22 protein-coding genes are annotated in these 23,296 nt (G+C 60.8%); 10 read left to right on the forward strand and 12 right to left on the reverse strand.

From position 1 onward, the window contains the following. Positions 1–201: 201 nt before the first annotated feature. Positions 202–1,824, forward strand: a complete 1,623-nt coding sequence (locus EOE18_RS07050) for an AMP-binding protein (RefSeq protein ID WP_127707664.1) — start codon at positions 202–204, stop codon at positions 1,822–1,824. Positions 1,825–1,845: 21 nt separating this feature from the next. Here EOE18_RS07050 and EOE18_RS07055 read toward each other — a convergent pair whose 3' ends face one another. Then, on the reverse strand, positions 1,846–2,646 hold the full coding sequence (locus tag EOE18_RS07055) for an SDR family oxidoreductase (RefSeq protein ID WP_127707666.1): 801 nt from the start codon (positions 2,644–2,646) through the stop codon (positions 1,846–1,848). A gap of 156 nt (positions 2,647–2,802) precedes the next feature. Here EOE18_RS07055 and EOE18_RS07060 point away from each other — a divergent pair, with 156 nt between their 5' ends. From EOE18_RS07060 to EOE18_RS07070, 3 genes are all read left to right on the forward strand, one after another. Continuing rightward, entirely contained in the window at positions 2,803–3,564 is a 762-nt protein-coding gene (locus EOE18_RS07060) for an SDR family NAD(P)-dependent oxidoreductase (RefSeq protein WP_127707668.1), read from the forward strand. Positions 3,565–3,725: 161 nt separating this feature from the next. Next, positions 3,726–5,159, forward strand: coding sequence for an aromatic ring-hydroxylating oxygenase subunit alpha (locus EOE18_RS07065; RefSeq protein WP_127707670.1), 1,434 nt, complete (start codon positions 3,726–3,728; stop codon positions 5,157–5,159). Continuing rightward, on the forward strand, positions 5,156–6,340 hold the full coding sequence (locus tag EOE18_RS07070; protein ID WP_127707672.1) for an aromatic ring-hydroxylating oxygenase subunit alpha: 1,185 nt from the start codon (positions 5,156–5,158) through the stop codon (positions 6,338–6,340). The genes EOE18_RS07065 and EOE18_RS07070 overlap by 4 nt, the downstream gene beginning before the upstream one ends. Positions 6,341–6,367: 27 nt before the next feature. Here the strand turns inward: EOE18_RS07070 and EOE18_RS07075 are convergent, their stop codons facing one another. Both EOE18_RS07075 and EOE18_RS07080 read right to left on the reverse strand, forming a co-directional pair. Beyond that, complete coding sequence (locus EOE18_RS07075) at positions 6,368–7,096, reverse strand: SDR family NAD(P)-dependent oxidoreductase (RefSeq protein WP_127707674.1); 729 nt, start codon at positions 7,094–7,096, stop codon at positions 6,368–6,370. After that, positions 7,093–8,112: an NADP-dependent oxidoreductase gene (locus tag EOE18_RS07080; RefSeq protein ID WP_127707676.1), complete on the reverse strand. Its 1,020-nt coding sequence runs from the start codon at positions 8,110–8,112 to the stop codon at positions 7,093–7,095. The genes EOE18_RS07075 and EOE18_RS07080 overlap by 4 nt, the downstream gene beginning before the upstream one ends. Positions 8,113–8,261: 149 nt before the next feature. On the opposite strand from EOE18_RS07080, the gene EOE18_RS07085 reads away from it, so the two are divergent. Continuing rightward, the gene (locus EOE18_RS07085; RefSeq protein ID WP_127707678.1) at positions 8,262–10,550 is read left to right on the forward strand and encodes a TonB-dependent receptor; all 2,289 of its coding nucleotides are present in this window, start codon (positions 8,262–8,264) and stop codon (positions 10,548–10,550) included. A gap of 74 nt (positions 10,551–10,624) precedes the next feature. Then, on the forward strand, positions 10,625–11,404 hold the full coding sequence (locus EOE18_RS07090; protein WP_127707680.1) for an SDR family NAD(P)-dependent oxidoreductase: 780 nt from the start codon (positions 10,625–10,627) through the stop codon (positions 11,402–11,404). A gap of 41 nt (positions 11,405–11,445) precedes the next feature. On the opposite strand, the gene EOE18_RS07095 is transcribed toward EOE18_RS07090, so the two are convergent. The 5 genes from EOE18_RS07095 to EOE18_RS07115 form a co-directional block, all read right to left on the reverse strand. Continuing rightward, positions 11,446–12,234: a ThuA domain-containing protein gene (locus EOE18_RS07095; RefSeq protein ID WP_127707682.1), complete on the reverse strand. Its 789-nt coding sequence runs from the start codon at positions 12,232–12,234 to the stop codon at positions 11,446–11,448. Continuing rightward, positions 12,234–13,244, reverse strand: coding sequence for an NADP-dependent oxidoreductase (locus tag EOE18_RS07100; RefSeq protein ID WP_127707684.1), 1,011 nt, complete (start codon positions 13,242–13,244; stop codon positions 12,234–12,236). Before EOE18_RS07100 ends, EOE18_RS07095 begins: the two co-directional genes overlap by 1 nt. A gap of 14 nt (positions 13,245–13,258) precedes the next feature. Further along, on the reverse strand, positions 13,259–13,687 hold the full coding sequence (locus EOE18_RS07105; RefSeq protein WP_127707686.1) for a nuclear transport factor 2 family protein: 429 nt from the start codon (positions 13,685–13,687) through the stop codon (positions 13,259–13,261). Between the two features lie 95 nt (positions 13,688–13,782). Beyond that, positions 13,783–14,139: a Rieske (2Fe-2S) protein gene (locus EOE18_RS07110; RefSeq protein ID WP_127707688.1), complete on the reverse strand. Its 357-nt coding sequence runs from the start codon at positions 14,137–14,139 to the stop codon at positions 13,783–13,785. A gap of 23 nt (positions 14,140–14,162) precedes the next feature. After that, on the reverse strand, positions 14,163–15,203 hold the full coding sequence (locus EOE18_RS07115) for an NADP-dependent oxidoreductase (RefSeq protein ID WP_127707690.1): 1,041 nt from the start codon (positions 15,201–15,203) through the stop codon (positions 14,163–14,165). Between the two features lie 189 nt (positions 15,204–15,392). Here EOE18_RS07115 and EOE18_RS07120 point away from each other — a divergent pair, with 189 nt between their 5' ends. From EOE18_RS07120 to EOE18_RS07135, 4 genes are all read left to right on the forward strand, one after another. Continuing rightward, positions 15,393–15,800, forward strand: a complete 408-nt coding sequence (locus EOE18_RS07120; protein WP_127707692.1) for a nuclear transport factor 2 family protein — start codon at positions 15,393–15,395, stop codon at positions 15,798–15,800. 50 nt (positions 15,801–15,850) lie between these two features. Further along, a complete protein-coding gene (gene bktB, locus EOE18_RS07125) occupies positions 15,851–17,038 on the forward strand; it encodes a beta-ketothiolase BktB (RefSeq protein WP_127707694.1) in 1,188 nt (395 codons plus the stop codon). Further along, positions 17,038–17,829, forward strand: a complete 792-nt coding sequence (locus EOE18_RS07130; RefSeq protein WP_127707695.1) for an enoyl-CoA hydratase-related protein — start codon at positions 17,038–17,040, stop codon at positions 17,827–17,829. The genes bktB and EOE18_RS07130 overlap by 1 nt, the downstream gene beginning before the upstream one ends. 70 nt (positions 17,830–17,899) lie before the next feature. Beyond that, positions 17,900–18,769, forward strand: coding sequence for a 3-hydroxyacyl-CoA dehydrogenase NAD-binding domain-containing protein (locus tag EOE18_RS07135; RefSeq protein ID WP_127708075.1), 870 nt, complete (start codon positions 17,900–17,902; stop codon positions 18,767–18,769). Between the two features lie 31 nt (positions 18,770–18,800). On the opposite strand, the gene EOE18_RS07140 is transcribed toward EOE18_RS07135, so the two are convergent. Genes EOE18_RS07140 through EOE18_RS07155 form a run of 4 tightly spaced genes read right to left on the reverse strand, consistent with a single transcriptional unit; the run spans position 18,801 to position 23,269 of the window. After that, positions 18,801–19,892, reverse strand: coding sequence for a zinc-binding dehydrogenase (locus tag EOE18_RS07140; RefSeq protein ID WP_425464288.1), 1,092 nt, complete (start codon positions 19,890–19,892; stop codon positions 18,801–18,803). Positions 19,893–19,940: 48 nt separating this feature from the next. Beyond that, complete coding sequence (locus tag EOE18_RS07145; RefSeq protein WP_127707699.1) at positions 19,941–21,587, reverse strand: electron transfer flavoprotein-ubiquinone oxidoreductase; 1,647 nt, start codon at positions 21,585–21,587, stop codon at positions 19,941–19,943. Positions 21,588–21,591: 4 nt separating this feature from the next. Continuing rightward, complete coding sequence (locus tag EOE18_RS07150; RefSeq protein WP_127707701.1) at positions 21,592–22,521, reverse strand: electron transfer flavoprotein subunit alpha/FixB family protein; 930 nt, start codon at positions 22,519–22,521, stop codon at positions 21,592–21,594. Between the two features lies 1 nt (position 22,522). Beyond that, on the reverse strand, positions 22,523–23,269 hold the full coding sequence (locus tag EOE18_RS07155) for an electron transfer flavoprotein subunit beta/FixA family protein (protein ID WP_127707702.1): 747 nt from the start codon (positions 23,267–23,269) through the stop codon (positions 22,523–22,525). Positions 23,270–23,296 lie beyond the last annotated feature (27 nt).

Genomic DNA, 23,296 nt, shown 5'->3' on the forward strand with positions numbered 1-23,296 from the left:
GCCGACCAAACTGCCGCAGGCCTGTTGCGCTGCCAAGCTGTGACAGGTCTTAGGTTCGGGTCGCATAAATGCCTTGGCCCGGCTCGATTACACCCTGCCACTTTCACCAAGTGGACAGAGCGGGGGCGGCGCGTCACACAGTGATAAAAAGCTCTGCCTTGGGGACAAATCAGGGCGTTCAGGCCAATTGGGACATGACGGATGAGGATAGATCTACCCTGGAGCCAGATGGCTCTGCCCGCGCCGCATCAGGCCGGTTTTGCCGAGAAAGGTCTGTGGGCGAGCGGCACGATTGCCGATCTGGCGCGGGTCAAGGCGGCCAGCCATGGCGACAGGATCGCCCTGATCGACGATGTTGGCCAACTGAGTTTCGCGGCCTTGTGGGATGATGCCTGCGCGCTGGCGGCGGGGATGGCAGCGCGCGGATTGGTGGCGGGCGATGTGGTCGCGTTCCAATTGCCCAATTGGCGCGAGGCGGCGGTGCTCAATGTCGCGGCGGCTATGTCAGGGCTGGTGATCAATCCGATCGTGCCGATCTATCGCGATGCCGAAATCCGCCAGATGCTGGGCGATTGCCGCGCCAGTGCGCTGTTTGTGCCGCAGGCGTTCCGCAATGTGGACTATCGGGCCATGGCGGCGCGGGTGCAGGCTGATTTGCCCGACCTGCAGCATATTTTCACCGTGCGTGGGTCTGGGGATCAGGATTACGCGGCCCTCTTGCATCAGGGGCGGAGCCTGCCCGTTCCGCAGCCCGAGGTGGACCCCTGCGGGGTAAAAATGGTGCTCTACACTTCGGGCACCACCGGCAAGCCCAAGGGCGTGTTGCACAGCCATGCCAGTCTTCAACGCGTCATCGCCCAAAGCGCGACCTTCTGGGGGTTGCGGGAAGGGGAGGCGATGTTGATGCCTTCGCCGGTCACGCATATTTCGGGCTATGCCAACGGGCTGGAAATGCCCTTGGTGGCGGGTACTTGCACCGTGTTGATGGAAAGCTGGCATGCGCAATCGGCGCTAGATCTGATCACGCGGCATGATGTCGCCGGTACGGTGGCGGCGACGCCCTTTCTGGTCGAACTGGCGTCCGCCGCACTGGCGCAGGGGCAGACCTTGCCCTCCTTGCGCTTCTTTGCCTGTGGCGGGGCGGCGGTCGCGCCTGACATCATCGTGCAGGCCCGCAAAGCCTTCGCCCATTGCGCCCCTTTCCGCGTTTTCGGCAGTTCCGAAGTGCCACTGGTGACCTTTGGCTGGCCCGACAGGCCCGATCTGGCGGCCAGCACCGATGGGCGGATTGTCGATTATGATGTGCGGATCGTCGATGATGCGGGCCATGATTTGCCCGACGGCCAGGAAGGCGAGATTCTGGCGCGTGGTCCGGCGATGATGCTGGGCTATGCGGATGCGGCGCAAACGGCGCTGGCTCTGGACGAGCAGGGTTATTTCCGCACCGGCGATCTGGGGCGGCGGGATGGCGATGGCGGCTTGACCGTGACCGGTCGCAAAAAGGATCTGATCATTCGCGGGGGCGAGAATATTTCGGCAGCCGAGATCGAGATCGCCCTGCTCTCGCATCCGGCGGTGGAGGATGTGGCGGTGGTTGCCATGCCGCACGCCCGTCTGGGCGAGGGCGTTTGCGCCTATGTGGTGAGAAAGGGCGATGTCGAGGCTGCCCATCTGGCGCAACATGTGGCCGCCAGCGGCATGGCCAAGCAAAAAATCCCCGAAAGGTTTGAACTGGTCGACAGTTTGCCGCGCACTGTCTCGGGCAAGATCCGCAAGGATGTGTTGCGTAAAGAGATTGCGGAAAAGATGGCGGCGGAGGTTTGATCCTCCGCCGCTAGACGGGTGTTACGCTTGGGCTGCGGCGATGGCCGCGCCCATTTCCTCGCGGGTGGGGTTGCGGCGCAGGGTCAGGCCGCCGTTCACCTGCAGGTTTTCACCGGTCATGAAACATTCGTCGCTCGACAGGAATACGGCGGCGGCGGCAATATCCTCGCTAGTGCCGATGCGGCCCAAGGGATAGCCGGAAAGGAAGGCGTCAAACAGGCCGGGCACCGTCTTGGCTTCGGCGGTCATGGGCGTGTCGGTCAGACCCGGCGAGATCGAATTGGCGCGGATGCCTTGTGCGCCCCATTCATGCGCTACACAGCGGATGACGTGATCGGTGCCCGCTTTGGTGCCCATATAGGCGGCATGGTCATTGAGCATGATCGTGGCGGTTGCGCTGCTGATCTGGATGATCGAGCCGCCTTGACCGCCATGGTCGCGGGCCATGATGCGGATCATCGCCTGATAAAACAGATGGGGGCCGACAAATTGCAGCGCGGTGATCTGGTCCAGTTCTTCGCGTGTCGTGTCGAGGAAAGGCTTAAGCAAGCCCCAGCCCGTGGCGTTGACGGCAATATCGGCCCCGCCCATCACTTGCTTGGCGCTATCGGCCAGTGCGGCAAGGCTGCTCTCGCTGGTAATGTCGGCGGTTGCATAATGGCAACCATTCTGCGCGGCAAAACGGGCCAGTTCACCTTCCTTGCGGCCGGAAACCAGCACTTGCGCGCCTTCGGCCAGAAAGCGGCGGGCGATGACCTGCCCCATATTATCCTTGCTGCTTGCGCCCAGCACAATGGCGCGTTTGCCTGTCAGCCTTCCCATTTTTCTCTCCTCTTGCCGCTGATGCGGCTTCTGCCCCTTGCTAACATAGGTATGGGCGCAGAATTCCTCTCCAAAAGGTGAGTGGCCGCCAGCCCTTGCACGTCCCAAAGTTGCCATCATGGCAAAGGGCTTGTGCCCGGGTGAGAGGATGAAACAATGGATCTGGGTCTTAAGGGCAAAAAGGTTATTCTGACCGGTGGCAGCCGCGGCATTGGTCGTGCCACGGTGGAAATGTTCGCCGCTGAAGGCGCTGATGTGGCCTTTTGTTCGCGCAATTCCGATCAGGTGGCCGAAACGGCGACGGCGCTGGGCGTCCATGGCGGCAAGGTGTTCGGTTCGGCCTTTGACATGGAGGCGGGCCATGACGCCTATCGCGCATGGTTGCAGCAGGCTTTGGCCGATCTTGGCGGTTGCGATATTTTCGTGCCGATGATTTCCACCAGCGGCGCTGGCGCGACTGGCGATTGGCAAAAGGGGCTGGATTACGACATTATGGGCGCGGTGATCGGCGCCGAAGTGCTGGAAGAAGCGCTGGCTGCCTCGGGCAATGGTTCGATTGTGATCATGGCCAGCACCGCCGGTCTGGAAACCTTCATCGTGCCGCAGGGCTACAACGCTTTGAAGGGCGCTTTGGTCGTCTATGCAGGCCAGCTCAGTCAGGCGCTTGGCCCCAAGGGCATCCGCGTGAACGCCGTTTCGCCCGGCCCGATCAAATTTGCCGGTGGCAATTGGGAAGCGATCCAGTCGGTCATGCCCGAATTGTATGACGCGACACAGGCCCAATTCGCGCTGGGCCGTTGGGGTGGGCCCGAAGAAGTCGCCAAGACCGTGGTGTTTCTGGCCAGCCCTGCCTCGTCCTATACCACCGGCACCAATGTGGTGATCGACGGCGGCTATACCAAGCGCGTCCAGTTCTGATCCCAACCGCTGTGTAATAGGGGCCCGCTCCCTCTCCAATTGGCTAGGAACTAGCCAAAGTCGGAGGGGGAGGGGCCCCTTTTTCTTGACCTTGATCAACGGATCGGTCCTGCACACGTGAAAATCTCCTTGCCATAAACACAGCAAAGGAGAGGAAGCCAATGGCAGACCGTGATCTGGACCAATGGGAACGTCCGCGTTGCCCCGGCCCCGGTTGGGAAGACATTCTGGCCAGCGATAATGTCGCGCCGCCCGAATTCATGGCGCAGGACCGCTATGCCTATCTGGGGTCACAGCCGCTGGATGCGGCGCGCTATTACAGCCCCGATTTCTTTCGCGCCGAGATCGAGAAAATGTGGCCTGCCGTGTGGCAATTTGCCGCGCGCGAGGAAGACCTGCCCGAGGCGGGCGATTATGTTACCTATGAGAATGCGGGGCGTTCCTATCTGCTCGTCCGGCAGGATGACGATACGATCAAGGCGTTCTACAACGTCTGCCTGCATCGCGGGCGCAAGTTAAAGACTGACAGCGGCAGCGCGCGGCAATTTGTCTGCCCGTTCCACGGCTTTGCCTGGAACACCGATGGCAGCCTGAACAACATCCCCTGCCGCTGGGACTTTGCCCATTGCACGCAGGAGCGGATGCAATTGCCCGAAGCCAGTGTGGCGCGGTGGCGGGGCTATGTCTTTGTGCGTGACAATGACGAAGGCCCGTCGATCGAGGACTATCTGGCGCCTCTGCCTGAATTCTTTGAAAGGTGGCGGCACGAGGAATGCGTGACGGTCGCCTGGGTTGGCAAAGTGGTGAAGGCCAATTGGAAAATCACCATGGAAGCTTTCATGGAAAGCTATCATGCCTATGTCACCCATCCGCAATTGATGCCTTTTACCGGCGATGCCAATGCCGCCTATCATGTGCTGGGTCAGCATGTGAATGTGAATTACACCCCCTTTGGCGTGGTCAGCCCGCATATTGCCGCGCAGGCGCAGGATGAACATTGGCCGCAGCAGCGCATTATCGACGAGTTCCGCAAATATAACGGGCGCAGCGTCGACAATTACGATCCGGAAAAAGACAGCTATGCCATTGCCATCCCCGATGGCCAGACCGCCCGTGCGGCCCTTGGCGCCAAGATGCGCGAAGTGTCGGCCAAGCAATATGGCGGTGATTATTCCGGCGTTTCGGAAAGCGAGCTGCTGGACGCGCTGGTCTATAATGTCTTTCCCAATTTTGCGCCTTGGGGCGGGTTCATGCCCAATATCATCTATCGCTGGCGCCCTTGGCCCGATCAGGATCATTGCCTGATGGAAGTGCGCGTCATCGCCCGCATGACGCAGGTACAACGCGCGGCCGGCAAGCGGCTGCATGGCGTGCCAATGCATATGCTGCGCGAGGATCAGGCATGGGCCGATGCCCCCGAACTGGGCGTGCTGGGCGGTGTGCTGGATCAGGATACCGAGAATATGGAATTGACCCATGAAGGGTTGAAAGCATCGAAGAACCAGCAGGTTGAACTGGCCGATTATCAGGAAGTCCGCCTGCGCCATTTTCACCAAACGCTCGACCACTATCTTGATCGGGGAGAGAAAGCGTGACCGAACTTTACGCGCAATATGGCGATGCCGCCGAAAGAATGCTGCATTTTGTGGAAACCCGCTCGACCGATCAGGCCAGCGATATCATGCGCGTTCCGGTCGCCGACTATCTGGACGAGGGGCGTTGGCAATTGGAAATGGAACGCATTTTCAAGCGTCTCCCCTTGATGTTGGCGCTGACCATCGAAATGCCCAACGTCAATGATTACAAGGCGACGCAGGTGATGGGCCTGCCCGTGCTGATCACGCGGGGCAAGGATGGCAAGGCGCGGGCCTTTCTCAATGTCTGCAAACATCGCGCCATGCATGTGGCGCCCGAAGGTCGCGGCCATTGCAAAGCCTTTGCCTGCCCTTATCACGGGTGGACCTATGGCAATGATGGACAATTGATGGGCATTGCCGAAAGCAGCACTTTCGGCGCGGTGGACCGTTCGACCCTGCATATGACTCCATTGCCCTGCGACGAGGCCGCAGGCATGATTTTCGTCATCCTGACCCCCGATCTGCCGATCAATGCGGTGGAATGGCTGGGCGGCATGTATGAGGATTTTGCCGCTCTGAAGCTGGAGACATGGTATTTCCACAAGGCGCGCAGCATGGAAGGCGCCAATTGGAAAGTGGCCTATGACGGCTATCTGGAAGGCTATCATTTCCAGGCGGCCCATACCAACACGGTGGCCACCCGCACGCCATCCAACCGCGCCGATTATGAGGCCTTTGGTCCGCATATCAGGCTTGGCTTCCCGCAGCATTCGATCGGCCAGCTACGCGATATCCCGCGCGAGGAATGGGGGCAGCGGGAAAACCACGGCTATGATTTCGTGCGGATGCTGTTTCCCAATTTCAGCTTCTTTCTGGCGCCCGAAATGTGCCAGTTCGCCCAATTGTTCCCCGGACCCAAGCCCCATCAGAACACTACGGTCCTCAATTACATCCTGCCCCAAAAGCCGGAGAGCGAGGAGGCGATGCAGGCCTTCGACCAGATGTGCGACTTTTTCTACAATGTCGTGCTGGAGGAGGACTATTTTCTGGGGCTGAAGGTGCAAAATGGTCTGGAATCAGGGGCGATGACCCATCAAACCTTTGGCCGCAACGAACCGGGCAACCAGTTTTTCCACCAGTGGATCGCCTATTATCTGGACGAAACCGGCCAAACCCCGCATCCCGTGATGAAGGCCTGAGGCAAGGGGCATGCGATGGCGCGGAAACTACATCCGCGTCATCGCTCCCCCGTCCACCAACAGCCCCTGACCAGTGACGAAGCGGGCGTCCTCGCTACATAGGAACGCGATGACATCGGCGATATCCTCGGGCTGTCCTAAGCGGCCCAGTGCGGCCTTTTGCTCCCAATGCTGACGGTATTGCGGCATGGCGGTAAAGGCGGGCGCGGTCATCGGCGTGTCGATCGCGCCGGGCATGATGCAATTGGCGGTAATGCCAAAAGGCCCCAATTCCCCCGCCAGCGCGCGGGTCAGGCCCAACACGGCATGTTTCGACGCGCCATAGGCGACCAAACCAGCATCGCCAAATTGCGAGGTGACTGAACCGATGGTCACGATCCGCCCCGATCCTGCCGCCTTCAAATGGGGCAAGGCATTGCGTACGAGGCGAAAGACGGCCGAGACATTGACCGCCATCACCTCGTCGAAATAGGCGTCGCTATGGCCCTCCAGCGGACAAAAGGCGCTGATCCCTGCGCAGGGCACCAGCAGGTCCAGCCTGCCAAAACGCTCCATGGCCTCGGCCACAATTTCGGCATTGGCCGCAGGCGCGGCAACATCAATGAGAAGGTCGACTTGGCCTGCGCGGTCGACGGTCAGGATCTTCGCGCCATCGGCACGCAGACGCGCCGCCGTGGCCGCGCCAATGCCTGAGCCGCCACCTGTAACGATGCCGCAGCGCCCTGCGAGGCGTCCGTTTTCTGGCGCGGCGCTCATGCGATTTTCAACACCAGCTTGCCCGTATTCGCGCCGGAGAACAGGCGCATAAAGGCATCATAGCTGTTTTCCAGACCGTTCTGGATGTCTTCATCGGCGCGCAATTGGCCCGATCCGATCCATTGCGCTACTTGCGCTCCGCCCTCGGCAAAGCGGTCGACATAGCCCGCGATAAGGAAGCCGTGAATCGTGGCCTGTTTGACAATCACCTGCCACAGATTGCGCAGGCCCACGCGTTCGGTCGCATTATATTCGCTGATCAACCCGCACAGCACCACACGGGCGCGCTGGGCCAGGTTCATCGTGACCGCTTCCATCACCACGCCGCCAACATTTTCAAACACAATGTCCACGCCCTGCGGTGCAGCCTGCGCGATCAAGGCGGACAGTTCTGCTTCGCTTTTGCCCTTGTAATCAATGGCAAAGTCAAAACCGTAATCCTCGATCAAGCGACGACATTTGTCGGCCCCACCGGCAATGCCGATCACGCGCGCACCCTTGATCTTGCCGATCTGGCCCACCATGGCCCCCACCGCACCGGCCGCGCCAGTAACCAGCAAAGTCTCGCCTGCCTGTGGTTTACCCACCTCCAGCAGGCCGAAATAGGCGGTCAACCCAACCGCCCCCACCGCCGAGAGATAGCGCGAAGGGCTGTCCACCAGCGTGACATCAATCGCGCTGGTAAAGCCGCCGGGCAGCACGATCGAGTAATCCTCCATCGCATTGAGGCCCAACACCCAGTCGCCAGCCTTGAAATCGGGGTTCCGCGACTCGTGGACCACGCCCACCGTAGTTGCCCTTACCGGATCGCCCAAAGTGATCGGCGGCATGTAACTGGGCGCGTCATCCATCCACCCGCGCTGGGCCGGATCAAGCGAGATAAAATGGTTGCGAACCACCATCCCGCCCTCTGGCGCGGCGGGAACGGGCTGCTCTACCAAAGAAAAATCGCTGGGGGACGGTGTGCCTTCGGGCCTTTTAACCAACAGGAAACGACGGTTTTTCAGCGGGGCCATGATCTGCTTCTCCTATGCTGCGCAACATGGCCGAACCCTGTGGCGATGCACCTATGATTTATCGCAGTAGGTGTGCGGCCAAGGGCAAGCGTAAGTCTGACCGGAGAAAGGGAAAGACCCTTCTTGCCAGATCATCGGGAGGATGACTCATGAAACGGATTGCGTATCGCGGCGTAATGCCCGCGCTGCTTGCTAGCACTTTTCTTAGTTTTACAGCGCCGGCCATGGCCGCCAGCGCCGAAGAACAGGCCGCTACTGCGCCCACGACCGACAGCGGTTCCATCATTGTTACGGCTCGTCGTCGTTCGGAAACGCTGCAAAGCACGCCGGTGGCCATTACCGCGGTGAATGCCGCAATGCTGGAGAACAAGAATTCGGTCAATATTGGCGACCTTCAGGGCGATGCCCCCAATCTGCTGATCACCCAGCAGAATTCGGGCGCTCAGGCGGCCAATATCGCCATTCGCGGCCTCAGCTTTGCCAATATCGAAAAGTCGTCCACCCCCACCGTGGGCGTGGTGGTCGATGGTGTGATGATGGGCACCAGCACCGGCCAGTTGCAGGACTTTTTCGATATTGAACAGATCGAAGTGCTGCGCGGTCCGCAAGGCACGCTGTTTGGTGCGAACACCATCGGCGGCGTGGTCAATATCCAGCGTTCCAAGCCCACCATGCAAACCGGTGCCAAGCTGGAGGCCTCCTATGGCCGCTGGAACAGCTGGAACACGCGCGGCGTGGTCAATTTCGGCAATGGTTCCAGCTTTGGCGTCAAATTGTGGTATTACCACAATCAATCCGACGGCTTTTACTATAACGCCAATCTGAAGCGCAGCGCCGGTGGTTCCAAGAATGATGCCTATGGCGCCTCGTTCCTGTTCAAGCCCGAAGGCAGCCGTTTTGATGCCCAGCTAACCATCGAGCAGGTCCAGCAGAATTTTGATCCCACCGTGGCCAACCTGACGTCTTCGGCTGAAGCTTTCAGCGCTTTCATGCCCGCCAATCAGGTGAACCGCAACACGACCACCGATCTGTATACCGTCTTCACCCAGCAGGCGAACAGCAACTATCGCGCGCCCGCCGCCACGTTGCAGATGAATTACACGCTGGACGGGGTGAAGCTGACCTCGATCACCGGTTGGCGCCATTCCAATGAATTCCAGACGCAGGATTTCGACGGTTCCAGCACCAATATCTACGTCTCGCAGCGCGTGCAGACCTATACCCAGTGGAGCCAGGAATTGCGCGCCGCTGGCAAGCTGACTGACAGCCTTGACTATGTGGTGGGCGGCTTCTTCTTCGACTCCAAGTTTACGTTGGATGCCGATACTTTTGTATTTGGTGGCAACACCGGACATAACACGGTTACCGGCCACACCCGTTCGGTCGCCGCCTTCGGTGACTTTAACTGGGCGGTGGCGGACAAGGTTCGCATTTCCTTTGGCGGTCGTTGGTCGCAGGATCAGCGCGAGTTGAGCAATGCCTATCCCGGTACCTTGGGCGTGATCGGCAATGGTTCGAAGACTTTCAGCAAGGTTACCCCCAAGATCGGCATCGACTGGCGCCCCAGCAGCAAGACCATGCTGTATGGTAGCTGGTCGCGCGGCACGCGTTCGGGTGGTTTCAGTCCGCGCGCCATGACGGCGGCCACAGCCGGAACCCCCTATCAGCCCGAAATGGTCGACAGCTTTGAAGTGGGGACCAAGCTGGACCTGCTGGAACGTCTGCTGACCTTCAACGTGGCCGGCTTCTATTCCAAATATACCAGCATGCAGCAGGACGTGACCCTGCCCGGCGGGCCTCAGGGTAGCCAGACCATCACCAGCAATATCGGTTCGGCCGATATTATGGGCGCCGAGTTTGAAACCACCCTGCGCCCCGCCCATGGTTTGAAAATCTCTGCCACGGCAGCCTTCCTGGACAGCAAGTTCCACGGCTTTGTCGCCAATAACGTCTGCCCGGCGGCCATTTTGCCCACGGGCAAGGCTTGTCCCACCGCCAATGCTGGTCTGGTGCCGTTTGATTATTCGGGCAACCGCATGATCTATTCGCCCTCGTTCAGCGGATCGATCTCGGCCGAATATACTGCCGACACCAGTTTCGGTAATGTGGTCACCAATGTCGGCCTGCGCCACATCAGCCCCTATGATGAACAGATCTCGTCGGCCAGCCTGACGCCGGTTTACAGCGGCAATACGGTGAGCAGCGTGACGGTGAATGGCAATGATCCGCGCGTGCGGACCGTGACGCAAAATCTGGTCGATGCCAGCATCACCGCCAATTTCAAGATCAACGGTGCCAAGGCCTATGTCCGCGTCTACGGGCGCAATCTGGCCAACACGCGCACGACCACCCATGCGTTCACGGTGGCGGGCCTGTGGTCCTTCGGTTCGGCGCTGGAGCCGACCTCTTATGGTGCCACACTTGGTCTGAAGTTCTGATAATCGTATAAAACCTTGGGGCCAGACAGGACATCTCTGTCTGGCCCTTTTTCTATAAGCAAGGAGTAAGGGTGATGGGACGTCTTGCAGGCAAAATCGCGCTGGTTACCGGCGGCGCGTCGGTGCCCGGTCTGGGCAGCACGACCGCGCAGGTTTTCGCGCGTGAAGGCGCCTTTGTCTATATTACCGACCGCGATCTGGCCGGAGCCGAGGCGGTGGCCGAAGGGATCAAGGCCGCGGGTGGTCAGGCCAAGGCTTTGGCGCATGATGTCACCAGCGAGGCCGATTGGGACCGCGTGATGGCCGCGATCGACGAAGGCCATGGTCGTCTGGATGTGCTGGTCAACAATGCCGGCATTGCGGTGCTGGGCATGCTGGACCAATGCACGTTGGAGGCTTGGCTGCATCAGAACAATGTCAACCTCAACAGCGTGTTCCTGGGCACGAAGCGCGGCGCCGAAATGATGCGGCGCAAGGGCGATGACGGCAAGGCGCGCGGCGGGTCGATCATCAACATTTCCTCGGTGGCGGGCCTGATCGGCGTGCCCGGTTGCAGCGCCTATGCCGCTTCCAAGGGCGGGGTTCGCTTGTTCAGCAAGGTGGCGGCGGTTGAAGGTGCCGCCGATGGCATCCGTTGCAACAGCGTGCATCCGGGCATGATTGCCACCAATATTCAGGGCGTGGCGCTGGAAGACAATGCCGCCAATTATGACGCCACCATGGCCTTGATCCCCATGGGCTATATGGGCGCGCCAGAGGATGTGGCCAATCTCAACCTGTTTCTGGCCTCCGATGAATCGCGCTATATCACCGGCACAGAAATGGTGGTCGATGGCGGCATGACGGCTCGCTAACAACAGTCAGGTGGCCGCCACGCGCGCGGCCACCTTGAACTTCATGCCACCCAGCGGATGGCGTTTTCCAGCAACCGCCGATAGGCGGCATTTTCATAGGCCGATGGTCCGTCGCCCGGTTGCAGGTAAACCAGTCGGCTGTTGATCGCCTGTTTGGCCCAACCCACCACATTCGATCCGGCGGGATGCTCCCAGCCTTCATGGTCAAACATCCGCCCCTGCACGGCCAAATGCGCCGACCAGAAATTCTCGCGGGTGAAAGACGCGTCCGAAGTTAGCAGCGGCACCACATCCTGTTCAAACACCTGCGCCAGATAGAGTTCATCGGTAATGGTAAAGGGGCCATCCACGCCTTCCGTGACGGGATGGGGCAGAGGTGTGATCGTATGGGTCACATCATGGCGATATCCGCTGTCGGGACAGTCCTGCCCGCGCAAGGTTGATGGGCGATACAGGAACTGCCCGCCCAGCCATTCGTGATAATCCCCCCATGTCGGCCAACCGGCCAGCGCATGATGCAGCGCCACCACGCCCTTGCCCGCTTCCAGCAAGGCGCGAAAACCCTCCTGCAATTCAGGCGAGGGAGCTAGGTAATGGGGCGCGCCTTCGGGAGCCTCGAAATCCAGTCCGGGCATGTCATAGAGCACCAGCACGTCGAAACCGGCCATGCCTTGCGGGTTCATCAACAAGCTGGCGGCGGGCTGGTCGACCATGGTGGCGGCAATGCCATCCATGGCCTGAAACATGGCGTCAAAAGCGGTGCGGTCGAACGGATGGCCGCGTACTGCAACCAAGGCCTGCAAGGGCGCGCGATGGCGGATGATGGGCATCAGGCGCTCACTTTCACAATGGTTTTGCCGATATTGGCCCCAGACATCATCCGGCCATAGGCGGTTAGCACCTGCTCGATCCCCTCACTCTGGTCAAAGGGCATGGTCAAAGTGCCATCCATCGCCCAATCGCGCAAAACTTGCGGAAAGCTCTCGCCGCGGGCCAGATTGTCGGGAATGAAGAAACCTTCGACCCGCAGACGGCGCATCAGGATCTGGTCAAAACGGGCAGGACCGGGCAGGGGCCTGTCGCCGTCATAGCCAGCCACCATGCCGCAAATGGCAATTCGGCCATAATGCGCCATAGCGGGCAGCACCGCGTCCAGCAGCGGCCCGCCGACATTGTCGAAATAGGCGCTTAGGCCGCCATCAATCGCCTGCAGTCGCGCCGCCACATCATCCTTGCGATAATCCAGCGCCAGATCGACGCCCAGTTCCTCGCGCAGATAGCGGCATTTGCGCTCGCCCCCCGCGATAGCCACCACTTTGGCGCCCAGTTGTCGGGCAATCTGGCATGCCATCAATCCGGTCGATCCGGCGGCGGCGGAAACGGCCAGCCATTGTCCCGCCAGCAATTGCGCCACATCCACCACGCCAATATACGCGGTCCATGCATTGAGGCCCAAGGTGCCGAAATGCTGGCGAATATCCGGCACGCTGTCGTCCAGTTTCTCCAGCCCTGCCATGGCCGGAACCACCGTTGCCAGTGTTGCCCATTGGCCAAAACCGCGCACCAGATCGCCGACGGCAAAAGCGGCATCGCGGCTTTCCACCACGCGGCCCAGCACCAGTCCCACCATGCGCGCACCCAGCGGCAAGGGCGGTTGATATCCATCTGTGCGTCCGGTCATCCATAGCCGCGTGCCCGCGTCCATCGACAGATAATCGACCGCGATCCGCACCTCGCCCTCTGCCAAGGGGGCTGGGGTTTCTTCCTGCAAGCTGAGAGCCGAGGCAAAGTCATGCCCCACCGGATGCTGGTCAAGCCGCCAATAATGGTTGCGCGTCATGGTTCCCGCTCCGCTCAGAGGCCCTTGGGGCCGATCTGGCGATGGATATTGCGAAAGGTCCGGCTCTTGAAAAGCCAGCGCCCATCCACCTTCACGCATTCATCTTCATACAGGCCGCGATCACGATGCACGCCATCGGGCCAGTCATAGACCTCGGCGGTATAGGAACGCATCCTGGCGGTGTCGCCATCCACTTCGATGCTGGCGGGCCATGCCTCGAACATGATGCCTGGATAATGCTTCATGGCCTCTACCCACATGGCCACAATCGCGTCGCGGCCATGGGTGGTGCCGATTTCGGGATAGTCAGGCAGCGACCATTGCGCGTCCTGTGCCCATGTCGCGCCCCAACTGTCCGCATCGCAACGCGTGACAGCATCGGCATAGGTTTCCAGCAATTCGCGCAGCGCCAGACGATCTTCGGCGGGTCCGGAATAAGGCATGCTTGCTCTCCCAATATAGGCTTGTTCTTGGCAGGCAGCATAGCGCGATGCCTCTCCATGGCAGCCTAGCGCAATGGAGAGGCAAGCAAGGCTTTTTAAGACATGGAAATCGCGGTTTCTTCCATCGACGGCGCAGCGTCAGGCACCAGCACTTCGACCATGCCATCCTCTACGCGCAATTCAAACTGGCGCACCGCGGGATAGGCTCCGCCCAGACAGCGCCCGCTGGTCAGTTCAAATCTTGCGCCATGCAAAGGGCACATCACCGCCCCGCGCCGGATGCGTCCCGTGGACAGGCGGGCGGCCTGATGCGTGCAACGGTCGTTAATCGCCACCAATTCGCCCTCGCTGCGGGCCAGCAACACTTGCCACCCGCCCACGGCATGCACCTTGATCTCGCCTTCGGCCAGATCGCTTTCGCTTTGCAACCTGTGCCAGCTTTGTGCGCTCATTCTCGTCTTCCTATCCCGATTATTCAGTTTTTATGGATTTCCACCAAGGTTTTACCGGTGGTTTTCCCTTGCATCAAGGCGATAAAGGCTTGGGGCAATTGCGCAAAACCGTGGTAGAGATTTTCGATTGGCCGCAAGGCGCCGCTGGCATGCAGATCATCCAGCATGGCCTGCGCCTCACCCAGACGGTCGGCATAATCATAGGTCAGGAATCCGCGCATCATCGCCCTTTTGACCACCAATTGCCACAACTGCGTCACGCCATAGGGGTGATCGGCGTCATTATACTGGGCAATCATGCCGCATAGCGCGATCCGCGCCTTTTCGCGCAGGCGGGGCAGGATATCATCCAGCATCGGGCCGCCCACATTGTCGAAATAGACATCAATGCCATCAGGTGCCGCCTCGTCCAGGGCCGCGCCCAGATCGCCCGCCGCGCGATAATCGATGGCAGCGTCCGCGCCCAATTGCCGCACCAGATCAGCCTTGTCCGGCCCACCGGCCAGCCCGATCACACGGCAACCGGCGGCCTTGGCCATCTGCACCACGGTGCTGCCGGTGGCACCGGCCGCCGCGCTGACCAGCACCGTCTCGCCCGCCTTGGCCTGCCCCACGGCGAACAGGCCCACCCATGCGGTCAAGCCGACAGGGCCCAAGGCTCCCATATAATGGCGCAAAGGCACGCCGGGCGCTGCCTGAACTTTCTCCAGACCCAGCGCGTCAGGCCCGATCACATAATAGTCCGACCATGTGGCAAAAACGCGCACCACCGTCCCCACGGGCCAGTCGGCGTTGCGCGACACAACAATCGTGCCCAGGGACATACCATTGACCGGCGCCCCGATTGCCACAGGCGGCAAATAGCTGGGCCGGTCATCCAGAAAACCGCGGATGGCCGGATCGAGCGAGCAGACATCCATCCGCACCAGCATCTGCCCTTCTGCAGGCTGGGGCATGGGGGCATTTTGCAGCGCGAAACAGTCCTCTGTGGGTTCCCCCAAGGGACGCTTCAAAAGCACGATTTGCCGCACCTCATCGGGCAGCGTGCTAATATCTTTATCCATCAGGCTTGATTGATCGGCCATCATCTACCCCTTTTGCGGCCCCTTGGTCGGATGGCCAGCTTTGTTCTGTCCCCCTTCTAAGCCTTTGTGGCCGCGCCTACCTGCTGGCTCTTTCGCTAGGTTATGCTGGGGCCGGTTTGCGGCGATGGTGGGGCCGAAGAAAAACACAAAAAGCGAGAGGATGGCATCATGACACCGGACGAGATTCGCAATTTTGTCGACGAATTTTACGCGATGACCGCTAATGGCGATTGGGAAGCGGTGGATCGCTGCATCACGGATGACTTCTTCGTCTCGGAAGCTGCGGGCCTGCCGATGGAGGGCATCTATCCGGGGCGCGCCGGACTTTGCGAGCTTTACGCCAAGGTGATCGGATCGCTGGATGTCGCCGCGATCGAGCGGGAGGAGACCATGGTCGGACACGATATGGGCGTGGTGAAGCTGTCGCTTCGCTTTGCCGATCCGGCGGTGCGCCCTGCGGAAATCCTTGAACTCTTCCTCTTCCGCGATGGCAAGCTGGCCGAGATCAAACCCTATTATTTCGATCCCAACCCTGTGGTGGCCGCAGCAGCGTCCAAGGCTGCGCAAACGGCCTGATATTGGCTTGATGCTGCGCGCCACCACCCAAGTTTCAAGAAAGACCATGTATGACTGACCGGCAGGATATTTTCATCATCAGCGGCGTGCGTACCGCGATTGGCGATTTCGGCGGGGGGCTCAAATCCTTTGATGCCGCCCAGCTGGGTGCTTTGGTGGTGGCCGAGGCTCTGGCTCGTTCGGGCGTTCCGGCGCAGGATGTGGGCCATGTGGTGATGGGGCAGGTGATCCCCTCCAGCGCCAAGGATGCCTATCTGGCGCGGGTCGCCGCGTTGAAGGCCGGGATTCCGGTGGAAACGCCCGCTTTGACCGTGAACCGCCTGTGTGGTTCTGGCCTGCAGGCGATCATTTCGGCGGCGCAGATGATGCAATTGGGCGAGGCCTCGGTCGCGGTGGCGGGCGGCGCGGAAAGCATGTCCAACGCCCCCTATCTTGACCATGGCCAGCGTTGGGGGCGCAAGATGGGTGATGGCGCCTTGGTCGACGCTTTGGTGCAGACCCTGTCCGATCCCATCGACGGTTATCACATGGGGATCACGGCGGAAAATGTCGCAGCCCGTTGCAATATCAGCCGCGAGGATCAAGACGCCCTAACCGTAGAGGGCCATGCCCGCGCCATTCGCGCCATTGCCGAAGGGCGTTTCAAGAGCCAGATCCTGCCGGTGGAGGTCAAGACCCGGAAGGGCGTGACCCTGTTTGACACGGACGAACACCCCCGCGCCGATACCACAGCCCAAAGCCTCTCCACGATGAAGCCGGTGTTCAAAAAGGATGGCACCGTTACCGCCGCCAATGCCAGCGGCATCAATGATGGCGCGGCAGCCGTGGTGCTGGCCACGGGCGCGCAGGTGGCGAGCCGTGGGCTCAATCCCATGGCGCGGATCGTGGCATGGGGCCATGCCGGTGTTGCGCCCGACGTGATGGGCTTGGGGCCGGTCAAGGCGGTGCCGATTGCGCTGGAACGGGCGGGGCTGACCATGGCCCAGATGGATGTGATCGAGGCCAATGAGGCCTTTGCCGCCCAAGCCTTGGCCGTTGCGCGCGAATTGGGCTTTGATAGCGAAAAGCTCAACCCCAATGGCAGCGGCGTGGCTTTGGGCCATCCGGTCGGGGCAACGGGTGCCATTCTGGTGGTGAAGGCCGCCCATGAATTACAACGGACCGGCGGGCGCTATGGTTTGATCACCATGTGCATCGGCGGTGGTCAGGGTATTGCCATGGTGATCGAGGCGGTGTGATGGCGGACTATCGCTTCATTGCGGCGCAGCGCGAGGGTGATGTTGTCACTATTGCGCTCAATCGGCCGGAAAAGCTCAATGCTTTAACCCCTGCGGTCTTTGCCGAATTGGGCGCGGCGGTGCGGGCCTCGGTCGAGGCCGGGGCCAGAGCCTTGGTGCTGACCGGGGAGGGGCGTTTCTTCTGTTCGGGGGCGGATATCCAGCCTGACGGGGCGGGTTATGACGGCCTGCCCGAAGATCTGGGGCAATTGCTCGACCAGCATTACCACCCCTTTGTCCGGCAATTGGCCGCGCTGGAAATTCCGGTGGTGACCGCGCTGAACGGCCCTTGCGCCGGAGCGGGTGTGTCGCTGGCCTTGGCAGGCGACATTGTGGTGATGGGCGAGGGCGGCTATTTGCTGCTGGCCTTTGTTAATATCGGTCTGGTGCCCGATGCCGGTGCCACTTGGCTGGTGGCGCGCAGTGTTGGCCGCGCCCGTGCGCTGGACATGGCGCTGACCGGCGAGAGGTTGGGCGCTACCGAGGCACGCAGCGCGGGACTTGTCACGCGCGTGGTGCCCGATGGCGAGGTTCTGGGTCAGGCCCAGGCTTTGGCTGCCAAGCTGGCCTCAGGGCCGACCCGCGCCATGGCTTCGATTCGGCAAACCGTGGCCAGCGCGCTGACGCTGGATTTCGATGCCACTTTGGAGGTCGAGCGCGAGCATCAGACGGCTTGTGGCCGCACGCAGGATTTCGCCGAAGCCATCGCGGCCTTTGCCCAAAAGCGCAAGCCGCAGTTCAAGGGCTGCTGAGCTTTTTACCAACAGGGGCGCGCCATGCGCCCGTATTGTCTCGCGCAGGGCGCGGATAGGGAGATGAATGATGCAATCCATGGGTGTAATCGGCGCGGGCCAGATGGGAACAGGCATTGCCCAGACCGCCGCGCAGGCGGGGATGGATGTCATCCTGTCGGACATAAGTCTGGACGCGGCACAAAAGGGTAAGGACCGCATTGCCAAAGGGCTGGACCGTTTGGTGGCCAAGGAAAAGATGACCACCCAAAGCGCGGCAGACCTGTTGGCGCGGATCACGCCGGTTGGCGATTATGCCCCGATGGCGGCGGCAGACATTATTATCGAAGCGGCCACCGAGCGTGAAGAGATCAAGATGAAGATCTTTGAACAGGCGGGCAAGGTGCTGGGGGCGGGCGCGATTTTGGCGTCCAATACGTCGTCGCTGTCGATCACGCGCATGGCGCAGGGCTCGCCCGATCCGGCCCGTTTTGTGGGCATGCATTTCTTCAATCCGGTGCCGGTGATGCAATTGGTCGAGGTGATCCCCGGCCTTGGCACCAGCAAGGCCACCACCGATGCCACCGTCGCTCTGGGCGAGCGGATGGGCAAGCAGGTGGTGTTGGCGCAGGATGATCCCGGTTTTGTGGTCAATCGCATTTTTGTGCCCTTTATCAACGAGGCCATCTTTGTGCTGGGCAATGGCACCGGCAATGTGGTGGACATTGATAAAGGCGTGCGTCTGGGGCTGGCCCATCCGATGGGGCCGCTGGAACTGGCCGATTTTATCGGGCTGGATACGCTGCTGGAAATCATGAACGTCTATCTGAACACCACCGGGGACAGCAAATACCGTCCCGCCCCCCTGCTGCGCAAATATGTCGAGGCGGGTTGGCTGGGGCGCAAATCGGGCCGTGGTTTTTATGATTACAGCGGCGCAACGCCGGTGCCGACACGTTGAAAGGGCGAGGGGGGCGGTAATACCGCTCCCTTTATCCGTTGGGCAGGATCAGATATTTGGCGCCCGTGGCCCTGGCGTTATAATCCAGCACCGCCTCACGCGATAAAGCGGCTTCCAGCGTGACCTCGGCCTTGTAATGGCTGGCAAAGGTGGTGGTCAATTCGGCAGCGACGCGGGCATACATGCGTTCGCGCGCGGCTTGCCCCAAACGTTCCATCACCGGCGCCAGCAACCAGCCCGACACATCCCACACAAAGCCGAAATTCCGGTTGAGAATGGTGGGCGAGGGGTCGAGCATTCCGTAAATATAGCCGCGCTTGGGGCTGGTGGAGCCATAGCGTGAATATTGCGAACCGCTGTTGGCCGCGACCTCCATCGCGCCCATGATCTGGCCCAGCAAAGGGCCGCCGCCAATGGCGTCAAAGGCCATGGTGGCGCCGGTTTCGGAAATGGCGGCTTGCAGATCTTGGCGGAAACTGTCCGCGCTGCTGTCCACAACATAGCGGGCGCCGATGCTGCGCAAGAGCGCCGCCTGTTCAGGCTTTCGCACCACATTGACCAATGGGATGCCATCGGCGGCGCAGATGCGATGGAGCATTTGCCCAAGGTTGGATGCCGCGGCGGTATGCACCATCGCTCTATGCCCTTCGGCATGCAGGCATTCGACAAAACCCAGCGCCGTCAAAGGATTGACGAAAGCCGCCGCGCCCTCACGCGCAGTGACATTTTCGGGCAGGACCATGCAATCCCTGGCCTCGATCACGCGGTGGCGGGCATACATGCCACCGACAAAGGCCGTCACGCGCCGCCCCAGCAAGACTTGCGCTGCCGGATCGGAACCGGCGTCGATCACCAACCCTGCGCCTTCGTTGCCAGCGGGCAGGGTCAGGCCCAACCGCCCCTGAAAAGCGCGCATTGCGGCCGCCGGCATTTGCGCCACAATCTTGCCCTTCGAATATTCCGCACCCGTCACATCGGCAGGGCCAAACAACAGGCCCAGATCGGACGGATTGATCGGCGCCGCCTCTACTTGCACCACCACCTGACTGGCGGTGGGGGCGGGAAGCTCCACCTCCTCCAAGGCCAATGTAAGGCGGCCATCTGCATCCAGTGTGGATGTCATATGTCGGGTGGTATTAGGCATTTTGATCAAATCCATCGGAAGAGGGCATTACATATTCGGATAATTAGGCCCGCCGCCACCTTCGGGCGTGGCCCAATCGATGTTGCCGGTGGTGTCCTTGATGTCGCAGGTCTTGCAATGCAGGCAGTTCTGCGCGTTGATCTGCAGCCGCTTTTCGGCGCCTTCGCCCAGAAATTCATAGACGCCCGCAGGGCAATAACGCGCCTCTGGTCCGGCATAGATCGGCAGGTTGACCGAGACTGGCACGGATGCATCCTTCAACCGCAGGTGGCAGGGCTGTTCCTCCTCATGGTTGGTGAAGGAATAGGACACATTGGTTAGCCGGTCGAAGCTGATCACGCCATCGGCTTTGGGATAGGCGATAGGCTTGTACAGATCGGCGCGGCCGGTGGCCTCGGCATCCGTGTGATGCTGCATTGGGCCAAATGGGTTAACCTTCAACACCCGCGCCCACATATCCGCCCCCGCCAGCACGGTGCCCAGTGCGCCGCCGAATTTGGCGACCAGAGGCTGAGCGTTTTGCACCAGCTTCAATTCGCTGGCGATCCAGCTGTCGCGCACCGCCGCATCATAATCGGCCAGAGTATCGCCACCACGGCCAGCGGCCAGCGCGGCGCTGATCGCCTCGGCGGCCAAAATGCCTGATTTCATGGCGGTATGGCTGCCCTTGATGCGCGGCACATTGACGAAACCGGCGCTGCATCCGGCCAGAACCCCGCCGGGGAAGGCCAGCTGTGGCACAGATTGCCAGCCACCTTCATTGATCACGCGCGCGCCGTAGGACACGCGCTTGCCACCTTCCAGAATGGCGCGGATCGAGGGGTGCTGCTTCCAGCGCTGAAATTCCTCGTAAGGGCTGACATGCGGGTTTTTGTAATCCAGAGCGGTTACAAAACCGAGCGCCACCTGCCCACCCGCCTGATGATAGAGGAAACCGCCGCCCCAGCTCTCGCTTTCCGACAGGGGCCAGCCTTGGGTGTGGAGAACGCGGCCAGGAACATGTTTTTCCGGATCAATATCCCACAATTCCTTGATGCCCAGCCCATAGACCTGAGGCTGGCAATCGCGCTCAAGGTCAAATTGTGCCTTCACCCGTTTGGTTAGGTGTCCACGCGCGCCCTCGGCCAGCACCGTATAGCGCGCCAACAGCCGCATGCCGGGCTGGAAATCGCCCTTGGGCTGGCCCTCACGGTCGACGCCCATATCGCCGGTCTGCACCCCGATCAGCGCACCGCTATCATCAAACAGCACTTCAGACGCTGGGAAACCGGGGAAGATTTCCACCCCCAGTTCCTCCGCCTTACCCCCCAGCCAGCGGCACAGATTGCCCAAGGAGGTGGTGTAGCAGCCCTCATTGCTCATGAAGGGCGGCATCAGCGCATGGGGCATGGCGTAATGGCCCTTGCGCGTCAGCACCCAGTGCCAATTGTCGGTCACCGGCGTTTGCGCCAGCGGGCAATCAGAATCGCGCCAATCGGGGAGCAATTCATCCATCGCGCGCGGATCCACCACCGCGCCCGACAGAATATGCGCGCCAATCTCGCTGCCTTTTTCCAGCACGCAGACCGACAGATCCGCGTTCAACTGTTTCAGCCGGATCGCGGTCGACAGGCCCGCTGGCCCGCCACCCACAATCACAACGTCATAGGCCATCTCGTCGCGCACAATGGTCATCAGCTTACAGCTTTCCCGTCAGTTCCGGCACGGCCGTGTAAAGATCCGCCACCAGACCAAAATCGGCCACTTGGAAAATGGGGGCGTCTTCGTCCTTGTTGATGGCGATGATGGTCTTGGAATCCTTCATCCCCGCCAGATGCTGAATGGCGCCGGAAATGCCAACCGCAACATAGACTTCGGGCGCGACGATCTTGCCAGTCTGCCCCACCTGATAGTCGTTGGAGACATAGCCTGCGTCAACGGCAGCGCGGCTTGCCCCGACCGCTGCGCCCAGCTTGTCGGCCAGGGGCAGAATGGTGGCGGCAAAAGTATCGGCATCCTTCAAGGCGCGGCCGCCGGACACGATAATCTTGGCGCTGGTCAGCTCGGGCCGCTCGCTCTTGGCCAATTCCGCGCCGATAAAGCTGGACAGGCCACTCTCGCCTGCGCCGCTGACGGTCTCGATCACTGCCGAACCGCCGGTGGCTTCAGCCTTGGCAAAAGCGGTGCCACGGGCCGTGATCACCAATTTGGCATCGCTGCTCTCCACCGTGGCGATGGCATTACCGGCATAGATCGGGCGCGTGAAAGTCTTGGGCCCCTCGACGCTCAGGATTTCGGACAATTGCGCGACATCAAGCAAGGCAGCCACACGCGGCGCAATATTCTTGCCTGTGGTGGTCGCCGTGGCGACGAAAGCATCGTGGTCAGCCATCACAGCGACAACCAATGGCGCAATATTTTCCGCCAAACCATGAGCATAGGCGGCATCATCGGCCACCAGCACCTTTTCCACACCAGCAATCTGCGCTGCCTGCGCCGCAACGCTGTCAACGCCAAAGCCTGCCACCAGCACATGCACCGCGCCCAGTTGCGCCGCCGCCGTGACCGCATTCAAAGTGGCATCTTTCAGCGCCACGCCATTATGCTCGGCCCAAACCAGAACAGTCATCTTATGCCACTCCCAATTCTTTGAGCTTGCCGATCAAGGCATCGACGTCCGCAATCTTGATACCGGCGCTGCGCTGGGCAGGTTCCTTCACCTGCAAAACCTTGAGGCGCGGGGTGATGTCCACGCCATAATCTGCCGGTGCTTTGGCGGCCAAAGGCTTGCTCTTGGCCTTCATAATGTTGGGCAGCGAGGCATAGCGCGGCTCATTCAGGCGCAAATCGGTGGTGACAATCGCGGGCAAGGCAAGGCGAACCGTCTCCAACCCGCCGTCAACCTCACGCGTGACCAGCACGCTGGCGCCATCCATTTCCACCTTGGAAGCAAATGTCCCCTGCGGACGCCCCAACAAGGCGGCCAACATCTGGCCAACCTGATTGCTGTCATCATCAATCGCCTGCTTGCCCAGAATAACCAGATCGGGCGTCTCGTCGACCACCACCCCTTTCAGGATCTTGGCCACCGCCAGCGGCTCAACCTCATCCTCGCTCACCACATGGATCGCGCGGTCGGCGCCCATGGCCAAGGCCGAGCGGAGCGTCTCCGAAGCTTTCGCCGGACCAACCGACACGACCACCACTTCGCTGGCCGTGCCTTGCTCCTTCAGGCGCACGGCCTCTTCGACCGCGATTTCGTCAAACGGGTTCATGCTCATTTTGACATTGGCGAGGTCAACCCCCGAACCATCCGCCTTGACGCGTGGCTTGACATTGTAATCAAGCACACGCTTGACCGGCACCACAATTTTCATCGCGCTTGTCTCCTGAATAGGGTTTGC

It is taken from the genome of Novosphingobium umbonatum (genome assembly GCF_004005905.1).
GTDB lineage: Bacteria > Pseudomonadota > Alphaproteobacteria > Sphingomonadales > Sphingomonadaceae > Novosphingobium > Novosphingobium umbonatum.

What these genes read in the sequence shown, in the direction of transcription:
- EOE18_RS07110 (WP_127707688.1), bottom strand. Translation starts at nt 14,139, where the DNA reads ATGAGCGCACAAAGCTGGCACAGGTTGCAAAGCGAAAGCGATCTGGCC.
- EOE18_RS07115 (WP_127707690.1), bottom strand. Translation starts at nt 15,203, where the DNA reads ATGGATAAAGATATTAGCACGCTGCCCGATGAGGTGCGGCAAATCGTG.
- EOE18_RS07050 (WP_127707664.1), top strand. Translation starts at nt 202, where the DNA reads ATGAGGATAGATCTACCCTGGAGCCAGATGGCTCTGCCCGCGCCGCAT.
- EOE18_RS07135 (WP_127708075.1), top strand. Translation starts at nt 17,900, where the DNA reads ATGCAATCCATGGGTGTAATCGGCGCGGGCCAGATGGGAACAGGCATT.
- EOE18_RS07140 (WP_425464288.1), bottom strand. Translation starts at nt 19,892, where the DNA reads ATGACATCCACACTGGATGCAGATGGCCGCCTTACATTGGCCTTGGAG.
- EOE18_RS07155 (WP_127707702.1), bottom strand. Translation starts at nt 23,269, where the DNA reads ATGAAAATTGTGGTGCCGGTCAAGCGTGTGCTTGATTACAATGTCAAG.
- EOE18_RS07055 (WP_127707666.1), bottom strand. Translation starts at nt 2,646, where the DNA reads ATGGGAAGGCTGACAGGCAAACGCGCCATTGTGCTGGGCGCAAGCAGC.
- EOE18_RS07090 (WP_127707680.1), top strand. Translation starts at nt 10,625, where the DNA reads ATGGGACGTCTTGCAGGCAAAATCGCGCTGGTTACCGGCGGCGCGTCG.
- EOE18_RS07085 (WP_127707678.1), top strand. Translation starts at nt 8,262, where the DNA reads ATGAAACGGATTGCGTATCGCGGCGTAATGCCCGCGCTGCTTGCTAGC.
- EOE18_RS07150 (WP_127707701.1), bottom strand. Translation starts at nt 22,521, where the DNA reads ATGACTGTTCTGGTTTGGGCCGAGCATAATGGCGTGGCGCTGAAAGAT.
- EOE18_RS07130 (WP_127707695.1), top strand. Translation starts at nt 17,038, where the DNA reads ATGGCGGACTATCGCTTCATTGCGGCGCAGCGCGAGGGTGATGTTGTC.
- EOE18_RS07080 (WP_127707676.1), bottom strand. Translation starts at nt 8,112, where the DNA reads ATGGCCCCGCTGAAAAACCGTCGTTTCCTGTTGGTTAAAAGGCCCGAA.
- EOE18_RS07100 (WP_127707684.1), bottom strand. Translation starts at nt 13,244, where the DNA reads ATGACGCGCAACCATTATTGGCGGCTTGACCAGCATCCGGTGGGGCAT.
- EOE18_RS07075 (WP_127707674.1), bottom strand. Translation starts at nt 7,096, where the DNA reads ATGAGCGCCGCGCCAGAAAACGGACGCCTCGCAGGGCGCTGCGGCATC.
- EOE18_RS07065 (WP_127707670.1), top strand. Translation starts at nt 3,726, where the DNA reads ATGGCAGACCGTGATCTGGACCAATGGGAACGTCCGCGTTGCCCCGGC.
- bktB (WP_127707694.1), top strand. Translation starts at nt 15,851, where the DNA reads ATGACTGACCGGCAGGATATTTTCATCATCAGCGGCGTGCGTACCGCG.
- EOE18_RS07095 (WP_127707682.1), bottom strand. Translation starts at nt 12,234, where the DNA reads ATGCCCATCATCCGCCATCGCGCGCCCTTGCAGGCCTTGGTTGCAGTA.
- EOE18_RS07120 (WP_127707692.1), top strand. Translation starts at nt 15,393, where the DNA reads ATGACACCGGACGAGATTCGCAATTTTGTCGACGAATTTTACGCGATG.
- EOE18_RS07060 (WP_127707668.1), top strand. Translation starts at nt 2,803, where the DNA reads ATGGATCTGGGTCTTAAGGGCAAAAAGGTTATTCTGACCGGTGGCAGC.
- EOE18_RS07105 (WP_127707686.1), bottom strand. Translation starts at nt 13,687, where the DNA reads ATGCCTTATTCCGGACCCGCCGAAGATCGTCTGGCGCTGCGCGAATTG.
- EOE18_RS07145 (WP_127707699.1), bottom strand. Translation starts at nt 21,587, where the DNA reads ATGACCATTGTGCGCGACGAGATGGCCTATGACGTTGTGATTGTGGGT.